An 18,273-nucleotide genomic window follows, 5' to 3' on the forward strand; every position below is an offset into this window, starting at 1 on the left:
AGCAATAGGGGGGGCTCAGTGAAATCTGGGAAATGCTTGAGTTTTTAGCATGTCAGATTAGTAGATTGCAAACGCAATGAATGTATTCTTAAGCAACAATTCCTTTGCATAAATGTCCACACGTAACTTTAAATACAGAATATTACTATATAAGACCACTGATATGAAATATGTAACTAGTATAGTAGTTTTTATTTTTCAATTTTACAGTGGATGGGAGGAGTGAATAAAGATGGCTTTATTTTCAACTGGACCTATAGATAATAGTCCAATTCTGGGGGTCAGACAGACGCAAATCGTTACGGTAAAAGTAGTTAATCGTGATTCTCTTAATCCTTATCATCTAGTTATTCAAGGGTTCTTACTAGATACATCAAGAACGATGTACGTGAATGAAATGTTCAATCTCGCACCAAATCAGGCTTTAACTAGAAACTATTTTGCGGATTTGGATGCATTTGAATTTGTGTTTGAAACATTAGACGAAGTTGAAGCGGAAATAGGGATCTCAGTCTGGGGAAAACAGGTTTCGGGGGAATTAGTAGATCCTCATCGCATAGTAGCGTGGGAGAAACATGCAGGAATACTATAAAGGAGTGTTGGAAAATTGAGCCATTTATCTACCGGACCGATAGATAATACCATGGTGGGAGGTATACGACCTACTCAACATGTTACGATCAAAATTGATAACCGAAGCGACGTCACTTCTTCTACGGTTCTCGTCCAAGGATACTATATGGATGGGACAAGAACTTTATATGTTAGTGAGCTTTTTAACATTATGCCTAATGAAGCCATAACAACGGATTATTATGCTAATCTTGATACATTTGAATTTATATTTACAACTTTTGACTTGTTAGATGATCCTATTCAAATTTCAGTATGGGGAAAAAATAGTGTAGGTCAAATCGTGACGGCTCACCGACTTGTCCATTCTGAATTACTTGGAGCAACGTTAGGGGCAACTGGTGCAACGGGAGCGACGGGTGCGGATGGAGTGACTGGAGCAACTGGTGCAACAGGAGCAACAGGCGCTGATGGAGTGACTGGTGCAACGGGAGCAACAGGTGCTGATGGAGTGACTGGTGCAACAGGAGCAACAGGCGCTGATGGAGTGACTGGTGCAACGGGAGCAACAGGCGCTGATGGAGTGACTGGTGCAACGGGAGCAACAGGCGCTGATGGAGTGACTGGTGCAACGGGAGCAACAGGTGCTGATGGAGTGACTGGTGCAACAGGAGCAACAGGCGCTGATGGAGTGACTGGTGCAACGGGAGCAACAGGTGCTGATGGAGTGACTGGTGCAACAGGAGCGGCCGGAGGAGCGACAGGTGCAACGGGAGCAACGGGCGCAACAGGAGCCGACGGAGCAACAGGAGCGGACGGAGTGCCTGGAGTATCGGGAGCGGACGGAGCAACGGGAGCAACTGGTGCGACTGGAGCAACAGGAGCAGTTGGAGTGACCGGAGCGACAGGAGTTGCTGGAGTGACTGGAGCAACAGGAGCCGATGGAGTGACCGGAGCAACAGGAGTTGCTGGAGTGACTGGAGCAACAGGAGCCGATGGAGTGACCGGAGCAACAGGAGTTGCTGGAGTGACCGGAGCAACCGGAGCAGATGGAGTGACTGGAGCGACAGGAGTTGCTGGAGTGACCGGAGCAACAGGAGCAACAGGAGCGGCTGGTGCGACTGGAGCAACAGGAGCGGCTGGAGTGACCGGAGCAACAGGAGTTGCTGGAGTGACTGGAGCAACAGGAGCCGATGGAGCGACCGGAGCAACAGGAGTTGCTGGAGTGACCGGTGCAACGGGAGTCGACGGAGTGACTGGAGCAACAGGAGTTACTGGAGTGACTGGAGCAACAGGAGCCGATGGAGTGACCGGAGCAACGGGAGCGGCTGGAGTGACCGGAGCGACAGGAGTTGCTGGAGTGACCGGAGCAACGGGAGCCGCTGGAGTGACCGGAGCGACAGGAGTTGCTGGAGTGACCGGTGCAACAGGAGCCGATGGAGTGACTGGAGCAACGGGAGTTGCTGGAGTGACCGGAGCGACAGGAGTTGCTGGAGTGACTGGAGCAACAGGATCGACTGGAGCAACAGGAGTTGCTGGAGTGACTGGTGCAACTGGAGCCGCTGGAGTGACTGGAGCAACAGGAGCCGCTGGAGTGACTGGAGCAACAGGAGCCACTGGAGTGACCGGAGCAACGGGAGCCGCTGGAGTGACCGGAGCAACGGGAGCCGCTGGAGTGACCGGAGCGACAGGAGTTGCTGGAGTGACTGGAGCAACGGGAGCAGATGGAGTGACAGGAGCAACAGGATCGACTGGAGCAACAGGAGTTGCTGGAGTGACTGGTGCAACTGGAGCAGTTGGAGTGACTGGAGCAACAGGAGCCGATGGAGTGACTGGAGCAACTGGAGTTGCTGGAGTGACCGGAGCAACGGGAGCCGATGGAGTGACCGGAGCGACAGGAGTTGCTGGAGTGACAGGAGCAACAGGAGCCGATGGAGTGACTGGAGCAACGGGAGTTGCTGGAGTGACCGGAGCGACAGGAGTTGCTGGAGTGACTGGAGCAACGGGAGCCGCTGGAGTGACTGGAGCGACAGGAGCAACGGGTGTAACAGGAGTGACTGGAGTAACAGGAGCAACAGGAGCAACAGGAGCAACAGGTGTAACTGGAGTGACCGGAGCAACAGGAGTAACTGGTATTACTGGTGCCACGGGAGTTACAGGGCCGAACATTCAACAAGAGGGTTTCTCTGCATTTAAACCTTCATTGTCGGTTTCCACATCTTCTCAAATAACAGGCTGGACTGTAACAACGCCTTTTTATGATAGCCCGAGTTTCGATGAAGTTGGGGGCAATTATACTATTCCGACTACTGGCAGATATTCGATTGAAGCGACTATCAATTATTCCACGACTGCCGCAATCTCGCTTAGTCTTGGTAGTGCGATCAATCCTGCTTTCGTAGTTCAAAGAACGTCCCCTACTGCAACAAATCTGGTAAGTGGCTTGTTTCCTGTGCTAGATGTGAATGTTGCGCTCATATTAACTTTGAGAGCTATCTTGGGAAGTGGAACTGTAACGCTTACTGGAGAATTTGCACTAACAGCAGGTGATGTTATTGGCTTGTTCTATGTAGCAAATGGCTTGACGATTCCTTTGGATTTAGGTGGCGCCAACACTGCGGGTATAGTTTGGTCTGTCCATGAATTGACTTAAATTTATCTCTGAGTTTATGGTAAAAAAGGGGATACTCGGTAGCCGTAAGTAAGGCTACTTGAGCTATCCTCTATTTTATTAATGGGACATGTTGTGGGCAGAACGGAACAATGCTTCTAAGATTTACAGCTTTTTGAATGATGCTAGATTTAGTTTTTTATTAAACGTATTCAGTATGTATAGTAGTAGCTTTTGAGGGATGTCCACACCTTAAATCAAGATAAGAATATTACTATTAAGAGCCGAAAAATACAGACTGAAAAATCTAATAGGCTCATTGTCAGAAAATTATGAGCAGATCGGAGGAATGAATATAGTTAACTTTTTTTCTGATTTTTAGACATTAAGAGCCTTTATTATCTATTAAAAAAGAGGAGTTGGGAAATTGAGTCATTTATCTACTGGACCTATAGAAAACAATCTGGTAAGCGGTGAAAGACCTACTCAGCTTGTTACTATTAAACTTGTCAATCAGAGTGATGTCACTGCGTCGATGATTCAAATCGAAGGATATTATATGAATGGTACAAGAACACTATATGTTAGTGAACTTCATGCTGTGGGACCAAATCAAGTGCTAACGAAAGATTATTATGCAAATTTTGATTCATTCGAATTTTTTTTCATAACACCAACTCTTATAGATGATCCAATTCAAGTCTCAGTTTGGGGAAAAGGCAGCACAGGCCAATTAGTGACTGCACATCGGCTTGTCTACTCTGAATTGTATGGTGAAAATATAGGATTTACAGGAGCCGCCGGAGCGGCGGGGAGTACAGGTGCGACCGGAGTAGCAGGAAGTACTGGCGAAACTGGGGCTACCGGAACAGCAGGAGCCACGGGAGCAACTGGAATCGCGGGAGCCACGGGAGCAACTGGAATCGCGGGAGCCACGGGAGCAACTGGAATCGCGGGAGCCGCGGGAGTAACCGGAGCAACAGGAAGTGCGGGTGCAACAGGAGCAACAGGAAGCGCAGGCGTAACTGGAGCAACGGGAAGTGCAGGCGTAACTGGAGCAACGGGAAGCGCGGGTGTAACCGGAGCAACAGGAAGCGCAGGCGTAACTGGAGCAACAGGAAGTGCAGGCGTAACCGGAGCGACAGGAAGTGCAGGCGTAACCGGAGCCACGGGAATCGCAGGTGTAACCGGAGCCACAGGAGCAACTGGTTCAGGTGCAATTATTCCTTATGCTTCTGGACTGCCAGTAGTTATGACAACTGTATTGGGAGGTTTATTGAATACCTCAAGTATCGTAGGGTTCGGAAGTAATGCGACAAATATAAGTGTTGCCGGTGGTACGATAGATCTTACAGGTGCGGCTGGAACCTTGTTAAACTTCGCATTTTCAGTTCCGCGCACCGGAACGATCACCTCTATGGCGGCCTATTTCAGCACTACAGCCGCACTTAGTTTATTAGGTTCTACAGTATCAATCGCGGTTCGGTTATTTAGTTCTTCTACACCTAATAATATCTTTTCAGCAGTACCTGGGGCGATTGTAACATTAAATCCTTTCCTTCAAGGAAATTTAGCTCTTGGTACGATTACTTCGGGTACTACCACGGGCTTGAGTATCCCTGTAACCCTTGGAGAACGCTTATTATTAGTCGTTACTGCTACAGTAATTGACGGAGTTGACGTAGCGACAACCGTAGCCGGATACGCTAGTGCTGGACTTACCATCGTATAATATGATGAAACTGATAATAAGTAAGTAATACTAAAATAGGGATATCCCAAAAGCCGCATGGCTACAGGATATCCCTTTATTTAGATCATCAGAATTTCTCGGATGTCTTGTTCTGTAAGCGTAGAAAATCCTTCCTGACCTGGCTGGATCACCTCATCGATCAAGTTTCTTTTCTTCTGCTGCAGCTCATACATCTTGTCCTCCACAGTGCCTTGGGTGACGAGTCGGATAACTTGCACTACTTTTTTCTGCCCGATTCGGTGAGCGCGATCCGCGGCTTGCTGCTCGACGGCAGGATTCCACCATAGATCGTATAGGATTACAGTATCTGCCCCTGTTAAGTTGAGTCCAGTCCCACCAGCTTTTAAGGAGATCAGGAAAATATCTCGCTCTCCTTCATTAAATTGATTACATAAATCAACCCGCTGAGACACAGGTGTTTGACCATCTAGATAAAAATAGGGAATCCCTTGATATCCGAGTTCACGTCCAATCAGACCGAGCATCTCTGTGAATTGGGAGAATACTAGCATTCGTTTGCCCGAGCTGCGGCATTCCTCAATGATTTCCAGCAGCTGCTCGAACTTGGCAGAGCTTCCTTCATACCCCTCTACAAATAGAGACGGGTGGCAGCAGATTTGGCGCAGACGAGTGAGACCAGCAAGGATTTTAATCCGATTATTATTGCCAAAACTATCCTGGGTGAGATGTTTTAGCGCCTCTTTTTTCAAACGGGCGAGATAAGCAACATATAACTTCTTCTGCTCAGGTAGCAGCTCACAAGCTTGGAGCGATTCGATTTTCTCAGGAAGTTCCTTTAATACATCACTCTTTAAGCGCCGTAGCAAAAAGGGACGTGCCCGCTTAGCAATTACTTCTCTCGGTAAATCGTGGAAAGCCTTCTTGCCCGGAAACAGCCCGGGGAACACGGTACCGAAGATGGACCACAGATCCTCCAGCGCGTTCTCTACAGGAGTTCCAGTAAGTGCAAAACGATGCCGGGCTTGAATAACCATCACAGCTTGGGCCGTCTGCGTAGTATGGTTCTTTATGGTTTGTGCTTCATCGAGAATCAGGGTATGAAAAGACTTCTTAGCATACAACTGAACATCTCTGCGGAGCAGCGGGTAAGAGGTGATGATTACATCTGCCTTCGCTGTGTTTTTTAAAATCCGAGTGCGTTCCGTTAAACTACCATCTGCAATAACAGCCTTGATCTCTGGCGTGAACTTTTTAAGCTCATTATGCCAGTTGTAGGTGAGTGATGCAGGAGCGACAATAAGAGCGGGCAAACCATTCTTGCGGATATCTGGAAGCTCAGAGAGCAGAAAAGCGATGCTCTGTAGCGTTTTGCCAAGTCCCATATCATCTGCTAAAATACCGCCAAAACGGTAATGGGCCAGCGTCTTCAGCCACTGAAATCCATACTGCTGATAATCTCGGAGCACAGGAACTAAACTGTCTGGTATAGGAAAATCAAGATTCTCGGGACTCCGCATGTTCGCCAGAAGCCGCCTGAAGGATCTGCCAAGCTTGACGGAGTCGCTTTTCTCATCTGCGGAGGTCAAATGCAATCCACGAACAAGCGGCAGAGAAAATGCTGCACCTTTGATCTCACCTTCTCGAATGCCCAGCTCGTTCATAAAAGTGATGATTTCTTGGAGCTCCTCGCTCTCCAGTGGTAGCAGCGCCCCATTAGGCAAGCGGTAGTATTTACGTTTATCCTGAAGTGATTTTAGGACCATAACAATCTCAGATTCAGGGATACCGCCCATGTCGAATTTAAAATCAAGCCAGTCGGTCTTTTCGTTCCAGCTAATACTCACTTTTGGTGGCGTAGTCCCCGTGAACAATCTTTCTTTGACAGCGGTGGTCGCATATACCGTAAGTAAGGGTTCAAGCAACGGAATTGTATGATACAAAAAATCGTACTCGCCATCCTCATCCGTCATAATATAGCCGCCTTCGGTTTTAGCGAAGGATTCATGCCCCATCAACTCTAGAATTCGGGCCTCACCTTCACCGTCGCGGATAAGAATCAAGTTCGTACCACGAACATGGGCTTTTTCGTCTAAAGGATTGATGATAATGTCACCGTACTGGAACTCCAGCCCGGCGAGTAGTCGATCTCTCACACGGTCTAGATAGAGTCTCGCTGTAAGCTTATGTTGAACAATTCGATCAGCAATGGAGTCGGCGATATGTACGTTCCCCAGTTTTTTTAGACCAGGAATAACCTTGTCCATAAAAGGCTCCATTTGCTCAGGTGCAATATCGATGCCATCTCCCCGGGAGGAATCCAGCATGTTCTTCATTTCAGCAAGGCGCATACATTCCTGAGCAGATAGCTTTAACAGCGTACCTTCAGACAGCACGAGCCCGTAGTCTTCCAGAACAGTGATCTGCTCAAGCCCTTGAATATCCAGATGGTAACCTTCGCCTTCGGCTTGCTCGAACGCAAAACTAAGGGGCGGCGCTTCATTGGACATATGAATGCCTTCGTGTACAATCTCTCCTGATTGCAGATATACCGACGAAACCTCTGAAAGAGCAGGCTGAAGCGTCTCCCAGAAAAAAGGAGGGACAGCCAGCAGGCGATCTCCTCCTAGGTTAGCACCATATGGAGAGTAGGTAGTGACGTTATCGCGATACATTTTTTCATTTAAGATAATTTCAATAAGCTTCTGAACAACGGCATTATCTTCCTTCCGAAAGCTGTGAATGGCAGGATCATAGATGAAATGCTTCGAGAATTCGAAGGTTTCTCCACGGTGTACGCGTTCTAGAAAACCTCTTATTTTATGAACGATATATATGCGTTTCAAGCCGACCTTCATTTCTATACCCAGCATGGTGCTGCTGTAGCTGTAGGTGAATGGCTTGCAGATGAACTCTACATTTAGCGGAATTCTATTATCCACAAAAGCTCCAGTACCGCTCGGACGCGGCCTATGGTTGCTGAACATGCCTAGTAGGCTGCTCACAAGATGCTGATCTCTAGACCTTCCTCCCATGTCTCGCGTAGAATCCGTAACCATACGTGGGGTTAAGGCTCCGGTATCTTCAATAGTAGAAAGGCTAGAAGTTCTGGTATGATCTGGTCGATCTCCAGCAGTCTCAAGGGCATCAATGCTGATCAGCACAGCCGCTATGTGTTTGCAGAAAGGACCCCCATGGGAGTAAGCGGGACAAGTACACTCTGCCGTAACATCACCATCAATATCGATGACAACCATAACTTCATAGCCAATGCCCCCTTGAACGACGGCTTCATAACGAGACCGGGGCAGATCTGGAATGGATTCATTCCGCTCTTCTATATCAATGATATCGACACTACCAGACTGGAAATAAGCCAATCCCTTTTCAAAAATAGACTTGCCGCACAGCAGCTTAATTACCCGTTCTGTTACACTAAAGCCCATAACATTATTCCTTCCTCGTAACTTGTTCTTCGAAAAGTCCGAATTATATATAGTACTTATGATAACAGAACGGGCGTGCGCATCAAATAGGGCTGCAACAACAAGCGTGGGGTAGCCATGTTCAGGAATCAGATCGGCATCATCTTATCTATATCTATATGAAAAACCCCCTTCAGTAGGCAACATGTTAGTTCATCCTGAGGATGTCTTTTGTACGTTGTCTGCTATAAGGGGATTCGACGTATTACTTATTGTTCTTTTTACCTGGATACAAAACGAAGATCGCGATGGTGATTAGATAGATCACTGTCGTCCCGAGCCCGCCCTCAAATCCAAAGTCTCCACCATTAATAATATTTAGGTGACTTACCGGGTGAGACATCAATATAGATTGGGTCATATTACCACTCACTTGAGTTCCATAAATGACGCCTTGGAAGAAATTCCACATGGTATGAATAGCTCCGACAACCCAGAGATTTCCTGTTCGATAGAAAACAATAGATACCAAAACTGAAAATATAAATAAATTGAGAAGTGAGAGGAACGTAATACCTGGATTCATTCCATGCAGAACTGTGAAGATAACAGAACTAAGGATGATCCCAGGAACCTTACCTATTTGCGCTGATAATTCAGGCAAGAGGTACCCACGGAACAAAACCTCTTCACTCATCCCTTGAAACAAAAACATAATAAGCATAAGGAAAATCTGTAAAGACATTGTGGATGAAAAAACATATGTAACTGAAATTGCACCAGTAACGAAGTTGACTGCGAATACCAATGTGATCATAAGAATCCCAACGATGGTTCCGATTCCGTAGTTCTGCAGCCAATTTGCTTTGGTAAATCCGAGACGTACAACATTTCGTTTAGATAACAATCTCGCACCAAGAATCGTAAACAATATTATTAGTATACCTGTTAAAAGATTCCCTACAACCCACATCGGATCATTGATGTCATCTGGGAACAAAGAGCCTGCACCATCAATAATTAATTCAGCAAAAAGTATAAAAAGAAACGCCGCAACCATACTCAAGATAACGTTTCTAAAAAAACCTTTCCGTTCTGCAAAATGAAAATTCTCATAGTATTTTATCATTTCAATTCCACCTTCATCCTAAGTTGTGGTAACTGGGTTAAGCCTTACAGAAGAAAGTGAATATCAACAATATGAACTGATTGTTAACTCCTACATGTAATGATTAAAACCGTAATTGAAGCGGGAGTGATACTCTTTTCTGTCATTATATATTTTATTCCGCAAAGTAACGGTATTTTTGCACAAGATCCGAGTACCTGCTCAAGATCGAACTTGATATGATTTTTATTAAGTTATTCCGCAGTTTTACTGAGGCTTAATGATGCATTTGCCATTGCTTCCGAAATTGATTAGGGGTTGTGCCGAAATGTGTTTTGAACAATTTGCAGAAATGGGAGCAATTCGTGATCCCGACCTCCTCGGCAATGTGCGCGACCGTGTATTTACTTGAAGTCAGAAGATGAACCGCTTCCTGCATTCTTTTGACCGTTAAATAATCAGAAATACTGCTGCCTGTGCATTCTTTGAATAAATGGGATAAATGATGGGGTGAAAGATGCAGGTCCTTACTCATCTGATCAAGTCGCAAAGGTTCCTGGTAATGCAGTTGTAGCCATTCCATGATACGTTCCGCCTGATGTGGTTTGCGAAGCAATTGTTCTGTAGAGGTCGGCTTATGCTGTGTATCCCATAGCGGCTTCAAGGCACGTAAAAACGTGATGAGAAACAATGAGACCTCCTCCAGATAATCATTTTTGTGCAAAGATGGAAGCGTTTCATCTAGATCCTTCAGAAGAGCTAACAGTGATTTCAGGTCATGCTGTTCGTACCATCGAGGTGAGGCGAAATTGCCGGTATGAATTTGATTAAAAAAGCTTTGCAGGATGGGCCACTTATCGAAATAACCTTTGAAAATAGCGGGCTCATAATGCACGATCGAACGTACGAAGGGAACCGCGTCGTTGATTTCAATTTGAATATGATGTAGTTGGTACGGCTGGAAAATACAAATCATCCCTGGCTTTATTTCATAGCTGTTCTGATCAATAATCAGCGTCCCTTTACCTTCGTGAACCATAAGAATTTCAACACCCTGATGGGCATGGAATGTACCTTGATAGTCGTCTGTATTTGTACTAGTTCTTTTATATACAAAATAGAGATGGAACGGTTGTAAGTCCTGCTGCTCATGGTATGCCACACTCGTGTTCCTCCTATTAGTAGGGATGCGAATAACAGATCACTTACAAAAGTATAAGAGAACCATTGCACAGCTAGCAACATTTAGGTAAAAAAAAGCTTACACTTAGGGAGGACAACGAATCATGGCAAAACAAAAGACAGAATTACATACTGCAGGGTATAAAGCTTGGCTCGAATATCCTTATATTCAATCGAGTACCACAAGAGATCTTTATGCTTCTTGGTGCTATAACATCTCGATCTCCGAACAGGGGCATCCAGTGATTGAAAGTGCTGTCCAAGAACTAACACGTGGCATACAAGGAATGCTTGATATAGATGCTACTATTACTGAATCTCAGGAAAAAGATATGCAAGCTTGTATTGCCATCGGTACGTTTAATAGTAATCATCCGCTGATTACGCATACCTTTAGCGAGGCTGTGAGGTCATCGGTTGGACCGGAAGGATATGCCATTAGAACAAACACGGAGAAGAACTGTATTGCAATTGGTGCTTCCACGCCTGTGGGATTACTGTACGGCGTATTTGCATTTCTTCGCGTACTTGGAACAGGTCAATCCATCGAAGCGTTGGATGTGGTGGATAATCCAGTAAACACTCTCCGCATGATGAATCAATGGGATAACATCGACGGAAGTATCGAGCGTGGTTATGCGGGTAAATCCATATTCTACTCGGACAACGAAATCACAGAAAATTTTGATCGTGTGCAAGATTATGCGAGAATGCTCGCTTCGATAGGAATCAATGCGATTGCTATAAACAATGTTAATGTACATCGGTTTGAAACCATGTTTATTACGGAACGTTATCTTCCTGCCATCGCGAAGATTGCTGATATCTTCCGTAGCTATGGCGTGAAGCTGTTCCTAAGTATTAACTATGCTAGTCCAATCGAAATCGGCGGGTTGAATACAGCGGATCCACTAGATCCTGATGTACGCCAATGGTGGAAGGCAAAAGCGGCCAACATCTATAAACTGATTCCAGATTTCGGTGGCTTTCTCGTAAAAGCGGATTCAGAGAATCGTCCAGGTCCATTCACTTATGATCGTGATCATGCTGAGGGTTCGAATATGCTGGCTGAAGCTTTATTACCTTATGGCGGAATCGTCATCTGGCGTTGCTTTGTTTACAATTGCAAGCAGGATTGGCGGGATCGCTCCACCGATCGTGCACGTGCGGCATATGATCATTTTAAACCGCTGGATGGACGCTTCATGGATAATGTTATTTTACAGGTGAAGAATGGTCCGATGGATTTCCAAGTACGGGAAGGTGTATCTCCGTTGTTCGGTGCCATGGAGCACACCAATATGATGATTGAATTCCAGATTACGCAGGAATATACAGGCCAACAACGTCATGTCTGCTACCTCGTTCCGCAGTGGAAGGAAGTGCTTGATTTTGATACGCACGCAGCAGGTACGGGGTCATCGGTGAAGCGGGTTGTTGATGGATCTATGTACGGCTATAAATATAGCGGCTTCGCTGCTGTTTCAAATATTGGCAATGATCATAATTGGACAGGACATTTATTAGCGCAGGCCAATCTGTATGGTTACGGTCGACTCGCTTGGAATCCAGAGTTAAGTGCAGAGCAAATTGCGAAGGAATGGATTATGCTCACGTTCAGTTCAGAGGATGAGAAGGTAATGGATACAATCCATGAGATCTTGCTAACTTCTTGGAATATCTATGAAGCTTATACTTCGCCGCTAGGTGTAGGCTGGATGGTCAATCCGGATCATCATTATGGTCCTAATGTGGATGGCTATGAATATTCGAAGTGGGGAACGTATCATTTCGCAGACCTACAAGGCATTGGCGTAGACCGGACAATGAAGACAGGCACAGGATATGTTGGTCAGTATCAAGGACCGAATGTAGATTTGTATGAATCAGTAGCTACTTGCCCGGATGAGCTATTACTGTTCTTCCATCATGTACCGTATACGCATATTCTTCACTCTGGCCAAACGGTCATCCAACATATTTATGATACGCACTTTGAAGGCGTGGAGCAGGCAGATCAATTGAAAGTGAAGTGGCAATCCCTTGAAGGGAAAATGGACAACAGCAGACACGAGCAGGTGGCAGACCGTCTGCATGAACAGGCACTACATGCTCGCGAGTGGAGAGATATCATCAATACGTATTTCTATCGAAAAAGCGGTATTCCAGATCAGCGTCAACGCACCATATACTAAACATTAGTACTAGGAGGAGTGTGTCCAATGGGCCACTTCTTCTATTTATAGCCCGTGGTATAATGTAAGGGCTTTTATAAACTTTGAAATAGGAAGGATAAACCTGAATTTCAAAGGTGTTAATTGTTTTTTGTATAGGGGGAACAGCGTGTTTTTATTCAATAATTATTGGAAAAATTGGACCATCAAAAAAAGATTAATTATGACGTTTTTACCCTTAGCACTTCTTCCAATGATATTTTCAAATGTGATAGCAGGTTGGATCTATAGCAATCAGATCTCCAAAGGAATCGAGAGCAATGTAGCTAACACCGTAAATTTAGTGAATAATCACTTGAACACCTATCTTGATGAAATTACGAGGATGACAGTTCTCCCTTATTATAATAATCGAATATTATCCATCATGCAGGAGTCAGGTAAGATTAGCGACACGGATTATAATCAAGTTCAAGCGTTACTCTCGCAGTCGATACGTAATCCAAGGGCGGATTTACAAAGCGTTTCCATTTATCGAAGTGATGGACAGATTTTCTCGAGCTCCATTTATAGCGCAGATATCAACTATCAGTTTGATTTTAAAAATTCGATTTGGTATAAGCGAGCGGTTGAAGCTAAAGGGAAAGTTGTGTTTATAGCAAAATCGAGTGATTCAAGAATTGTTAATCGACCTGAGGCTGTATTTTCTGTTGCAAGAGCAATCAAGATTTATAATGGTCCGATTCTGGGTGTCATTATTATCGATGTAAACTTCACGGGGCTTGAGAGCATATTTAAACCAGTAGACTTGGGAAAAGATTCAAATATCATTGTATTGGACGAGGATCAGAACGTCGTTTATAGCAAAAACAGTAATTATGCGCAAGCCATTCCAAGCATTGAACCTTCACATGAGGGTGTGCAGCATATAACAGTGGATCAAGATAAATTGATTGTTAATCATATCAACTCTGAAGATACAGGGTGGAACATCGCAGGAATTGTATCCGAATCTGAACTGGATCAAGGCAAACAAATCGTCTCGAGAACCATTATGGTGATATCAGCTATCATATTTTTAATTGTTCTAATTGTTTCCGTCTTATTATCTGACACGATTACGAAGCCATTAAAGACGCTCCGTATGCTCATGGGCAGAGTGGAAAAGGGCGATTTTAATATGTCATATGAAGCTTTTAACGGAAATTTAGAAATTAGCTCGGTCGGCAGAGCGTTCAATCAGATGAAACAAAATATGGATAAGCTAATCAATCAAGTACTTGAAACACGGTATAAGCAGAAGGAAGCAGAACTGAATAACCTTAAGCTTCAAATACAACCTCATTTCCTATTCAATAACTTGGAGGCGATTCGTGCTCTCGCAGAAATTGGTGATCGGAAGGGAGTCGTAGATATTACGACAGCACTAGGGGGAATGCTCCGTTATAGCCTTACCAAGCAAAATTCGAAGGTGGATTTGCGTGAAGAAATTGTTCAAGTCCAAAATTATCTCAAAATTGAGCAAATCCGCTCAGGTGAGGGCTTAAGAATAGAATATCATTTGGATGAAGCCCTTATGAACTGTAAGACCATACCTATTCTACTGCAACCTGTCGTTGAGAATTGTATCCACCATGGGTTCGATCGAATACGTGACTTGAGAAGGATTAATATATCTGTTCAGTCATGTGAGGAAGGAATTCTCATCAGTGTAGAGGATAACGGTACAGGGATGACAGTAGAGCAATATACCTTGCTTCAAGCGTATCTAGCTAATGAGATCAATGAACTGACGTTTGCAAATCATGGGATTGGACTGAAAAATTTACACGCCAGGATTCAGCTTGAATACGGCATGCAATTTGGTTTGTCATTCATGAACAGAGAGGGAGAGGGAATGACGGTGTACATCAGAATCCCTCGACTTGAACAGTAGACATTTACTTTCAGAAGGGAGTAGAGTGGGATGTTACGTTTATTGGTTGTCGATGATGAATGGTTGATTCGTAAAGGGATTGTTCGGATGATCGAGCGATTATGTGACGGGGATATGGTCGTGGAAGAAGCAGCAAATGGAAAAGAAGCCATCGAACGTATACAGCAATCTCAGTTTGACTTGATTTTTTGCGATATCAAAATGCCGGAACTAGATGGAATCCAAACATTAGAAGAATTAACTCGACTAGGCTTTCGTGTTCCGGTTGTTTTTTTGACTGGATTTAATGAATTTTCCCTTGTTCAGCATGCGTTACGCTTACGAGCCTATGATTATTTGCTAAAGCCTGTGCAAGATGAGGATTTTCTGTCAACGTTAGCAAAGTTTAAGCAGGACTTCCTGAAGATAAGCACGCGATCGGAGGCATCCCAAAATGATTTGCAGCGGTTTGAATTTAAGCTGTTGAATGCACTGGAATCGCTTGATGTTGAACGAGCTTCACAAGTTATCGAAGATGGTCAGGTTATGTTAAGTGATCGAATTACGTTCACAGGATATGTTGACGAGATTGTCCGCATTACGAGCTTCTTCTTTAGTAAGCATCGGATTGTTGGCTTTGATAAGGAATTACGATTCTCATCGAATGATTTATGTAATTTATCTAACCTTCAACATGCGGTCAAGATTCGAATGGCTCATATCCGGGAACAAGGCGAGGATATCAATTCAGATAGCGTAATTATCAAGAAGGTGAAGGAGCATATTAACGAACATCTGCAGGATCAATTAACACTGACCGGAGTAGCAGAATTCGTGCACTTCAATCCCACCTATTTCAGTGAATATTTCAAGGAGAAAAGTGGGGAAACGTTTATTCAATATGTGACGCGTGTGAAAATTGAAAAGGCAAAGTCCATGTTAGCAGACCCATTAATCAAAATTAATGATATTTCGGATTGTTTGGGATATCAAGATCCCAGATCTTTTAGTAAAATGTTCAAGCTTTTTATGGGCATCACGCCGACGGAGTATCGAAATCTTCAACTTAGTCTACTACATACGGTATAAATTGACTTCTATCACGCTTCCCGTCCTTCCTAGGATATCGGAGGCGTTTGTTTTTTTAGGACTGATTTGAGATTTGGAGTACCCGAAGAATGGTTCCCTCTTCCGAAGATTAAACCGTTTTCATAACATAGGAATCAAACTACAATACAAGTAGATGGTCGCGACATCGAATATAACATCGGGGGTACAACACATGAACCGAATGAAATCTTTATTAATTAGTACTTTTGTAATCGTTCTCAGTGCCGGGCTACTAGGAGCATGTTCATCAAATAATTCAGAATCCAGTAAAGATTCCTCCGATAAAGCAGTGACTATTAACTATTATGACTGGACTGACGAACAGCCTTATATGACGAAGATTGTTAGTGCGTTTCAAGAGAAGTATCCGAATATTAAAGTGAATGCGAACTTTATTCCATCCAGTGATTATGTACAGAAAATGCTTGTGAACTTATCTACAGGTGGAGGGGATATGGATGTATTCGCATCACAGAATACATCGAATCTCTCAGAATATATTTCGAAGCAGGTGCTAGAGCCGTTAGATGATGTTGCAGCTTCAAGTGCTCTCTCCGGCATTTCAGAATCAATTAATCAATTGAAAAATAACGATCATATTTATGGTCTTCCATATCGTACAAGCAAATGGGCACTTTTTTATAATAAAGATCTATTCGATAAAGCGGGTGTTACTTATCCGGATAGCACTTGGACATGGGATGATTATGAACAAGCTGCTAAGAAGCTAACGAGTGGAAGCGGTCAGAGTAAGGTATACGGTTCAATGAGTTATCAAGCGGACAACACATGGTGGCGGGTGCTAGCTAACATCCAAGGAGCAAATAACCCCCTAAATGCGGACGAGCTCAAGACCTTTATGAAGGCGGTTGAGTACAACTATAATCTAACCTACACTTCGGGAGCACAGCAGCCTTTTGGTGAGTTAGTAGGGAATGCAGGGGCGGATTTTACAGGTCGTTTCTTGCAAGGCAATGTCGCTATGATGTGGAATGGTGACTGGGCTGTTCAAATGCTAAATGATGCAATTGCTCAAAAAGGAACAAAAGTAAACTACGACATTGCTCCGTTGCCTCATTGGGAGGATTCAGAGCCAGCGACAACAGGCTCCTTCGCGGTAGTGATGGTGAATAAAGCTTCAAAGAAAATTGATGCTGCGAAGAAATTTGCAGAGTTCCTCGCTTCTGAAGATGCAGCTAAAATTATTGCGGATAACGGGCTATTAACGCCATGGACAACAGACGCAGTAAATCAAGCTTATTTAACGAAGTTATCAACACCAGCGAACGCCAAAGTATTGGTAGATCCGATCAAGGTTCTGAGCCAGGTCCCAATGGATCCATTATTTAATCAGGGCTTGAGCATTGTGAAGGAAGAAGCTTCACTCTACTTGTTGCAAAAGCAATCCATCGAAGAAACCACTAAGAAAATCGAAAGTCGTATCCAAAAAGAAGTGAAATAGCACAATGACGCGTTAAAAGTTCTGGCATTCAATCAGAAGGGTTAACGCGTCGGATCTTCAGACAACGAGGTGAGACCATGGATTTGAGAAACTGGAGAAAGTACGGCATTGCCTACTTATTCCTAGCGCCCAGTTTGATTGGATTAATCGTATTTAAGCTATACCCTATTGTAAAAACACTAATTCTTAGCTTCACGCAATGGGATGGATTTCAGCCATACAAGTTTATCGGGCTAGCTAATTATAAAGATCTCCTAACGGATGAAACGTTCAAAATATCGTTGGTCAACAACTTACTGTACACACTTGTTACAGTACCGATTACCATTGTTTTATCCATTTTATTGGCAATGCTGATGAATTTTAAAGTTCGTGGGATTAAAGGCTTTCGATTGTTGTACTTCTTTCCTAATATTACTGCGGCGATCGCAATCGGGATTATTTGGGCCGCGATGTTCGAACAGTATGGGCCTATTAATACGATTTTGAGAGCTTTTGGAGTGGGTAATCCGCCGGGATGGCTTGCATCGACATCATTAGCACTGCCAGCGATTATGCTGGTTAGTATTTGGAAAAGCGTTGGATACAACGCAGTGATCCTGTTTGCTGGATTGCAGGGAGTACCACGCCATTTATATGAGGCAGCAGAGCTCGATGGAGCAGGGCGGTTTAAGAGATTTATCCATGTTACACTCCCAGGCTTGTCACCTGTAATTTACTTTACGGTAATGACAGGGATTATCTACTCGTTCCAAGTATTTGATACGGTGATGTCCATGACACAGGGTGGGCCAGGAAGATCGACGAATGTTCTTGTTTACTATATTTACAATACAGCCTTCCAGAACTATCACTTTGGTGCTGCGTCGGCCATGTCTTATGTGTTGTTTGTGATCATCTTGATCCTGACCCTTATCCAAACGAAAGCACAAAAGCGTTGGGTATCCTACTAGCTAGAGAAAGGGGTGTGTACTCGTGGAGTTGACCATTAGTCATGTACCA

General features: G+C 44.2%; 11 protein-coding genes. 8 read left to right on the top strand and 3 right to left on the bottom strand.

Features of this window, described 5'->3' with window-relative positions:
• Positions 1-232: 232 nt before the first annotated feature.
• From NSS67_RS08620 to NSS67_RS08630, 3 genes are all read left to right on the top strand, one after another.
• Positions 233-592, top strand: a complete 360-nt coding sequence (locus NSS67_RS08620) for a hypothetical protein (protein WP_339319167.1) — start codon at positions 233-235, stop codon at positions 590-592.
• 15 nt (positions 593-607) lie between these two features.
• On the top strand, positions 608-3,226 hold the full coding sequence (locus NSS67_RS08625; protein ID WP_339319168.1) for a collagen-like protein: 2,619 nt from the start codon (positions 608-610) through the stop codon (positions 3,224-3,226).
• 385 nt (positions 3,227-3,611) lie between these two features.
• Positions 3,612-4,916, top strand: coding sequence for an exosporium glycoprotein BclB-related protein (locus tag NSS67_RS08630; protein ID WP_339319169.1), 1,305 nt, complete (start codon positions 3,612-3,614; stop codon positions 4,914-4,916).
• 80 nt (positions 4,917-4,996) lie between these two features.
• Here NSS67_RS08630 and NSS67_RS08635 read toward each other — a convergent pair whose 3' ends face one another.
• From NSS67_RS08635 to NSS67_RS08645, 3 genes are all read right to left on the bottom strand, one after another.
• Positions 4,997-8,341, bottom strand: a complete 3,345-nt coding sequence (locus NSS67_RS08635; RefSeq protein ID WP_339319170.1) for a DEAD/DEAH box helicase — start codon at positions 8,339-8,341, stop codon at positions 4,997-4,999.
• Between the two features lie 244 nt (positions 8,342-8,585).
• Entirely contained in the window at positions 8,586-9,449 is an 864-nt protein-coding gene (locus tag NSS67_RS08640) for a type II CAAX endopeptidase family protein (RefSeq protein ID WP_339319171.1), read from the bottom strand.
• Positions 9,450-9,705: 256 nt separating this feature from the next.
• Positions 9,706-10,590: an AraC family transcriptional regulator gene (locus NSS67_RS08645; protein ID WP_339319172.1), complete on the bottom strand. Its 885-nt coding sequence runs from the start codon at positions 10,588-10,590 to the stop codon at positions 9,706-9,708.
• A gap of 124 nt (positions 10,591-10,714) precedes the next feature.
• Between NSS67_RS08645 and NSS67_RS08650 the strand changes: the two genes are divergently transcribed.
• The 5 genes from NSS67_RS08650 (at position 10,715) to NSS67_RS08670 (ending at position 18,224) form a co-directional block, all read left to right on the top strand.
• Complete coding sequence (locus NSS67_RS08650; protein WP_339319173.1) at positions 10,715-12,805, top strand: alpha-glucuronidase family glycosyl hydrolase; 2,091 nt, start codon at positions 10,715-10,717, stop codon at positions 12,803-12,805.
• Positions 12,806-12,953: 148 nt separating this feature from the next.
• Positions 12,954-14,720, top strand: coding sequence for a histidine kinase (locus NSS67_RS08655; protein ID WP_339319174.1), 1,767 nt, complete (start codon positions 12,954-12,956; stop codon positions 14,718-14,720).
• A 30-nt stretch (positions 14,721-14,750) separates the two neighbouring features.
• Positions 14,751-15,788: a response regulator gene (locus NSS67_RS08660; RefSeq protein ID WP_339319175.1), complete on the top strand. Its 1,038-nt coding sequence runs from the start codon at positions 14,751-14,753 to the stop codon at positions 15,786-15,788.
• A 193-nt stretch (positions 15,789-15,981) separates the two neighbouring features.
• On the top strand, positions 15,982-17,271 hold the full coding sequence (locus tag NSS67_RS08665) for a sugar ABC transporter substrate-binding protein (protein ID WP_339319176.1): 1,290 nt from the start codon (positions 15,982-15,984) through the stop codon (positions 17,269-17,271).
• Between the two features lie 77 nt (positions 17,272-17,348).
• Positions 17,349-18,224 (top strand): sugar ABC transporter permease, encoded by an 876-nt coding sequence (locus NSS67_RS08670; RefSeq protein WP_339319177.1) that lies wholly within the window; start codon positions 17,349-17,351, stop codon positions 18,222-18,224.
• Positions 18,225-18,273 lie beyond the last annotated feature (49 nt).

Origin of the sequence: Paenibacillus sp. FSL R10-2734 (assembly GCF_037963865.1) — a bacterium.
Taxonomy (GTDB): domain Bacteria; phylum Bacillota; class Bacilli; order Paenibacillales; family Paenibacillaceae; genus Paenibacillus_AQ.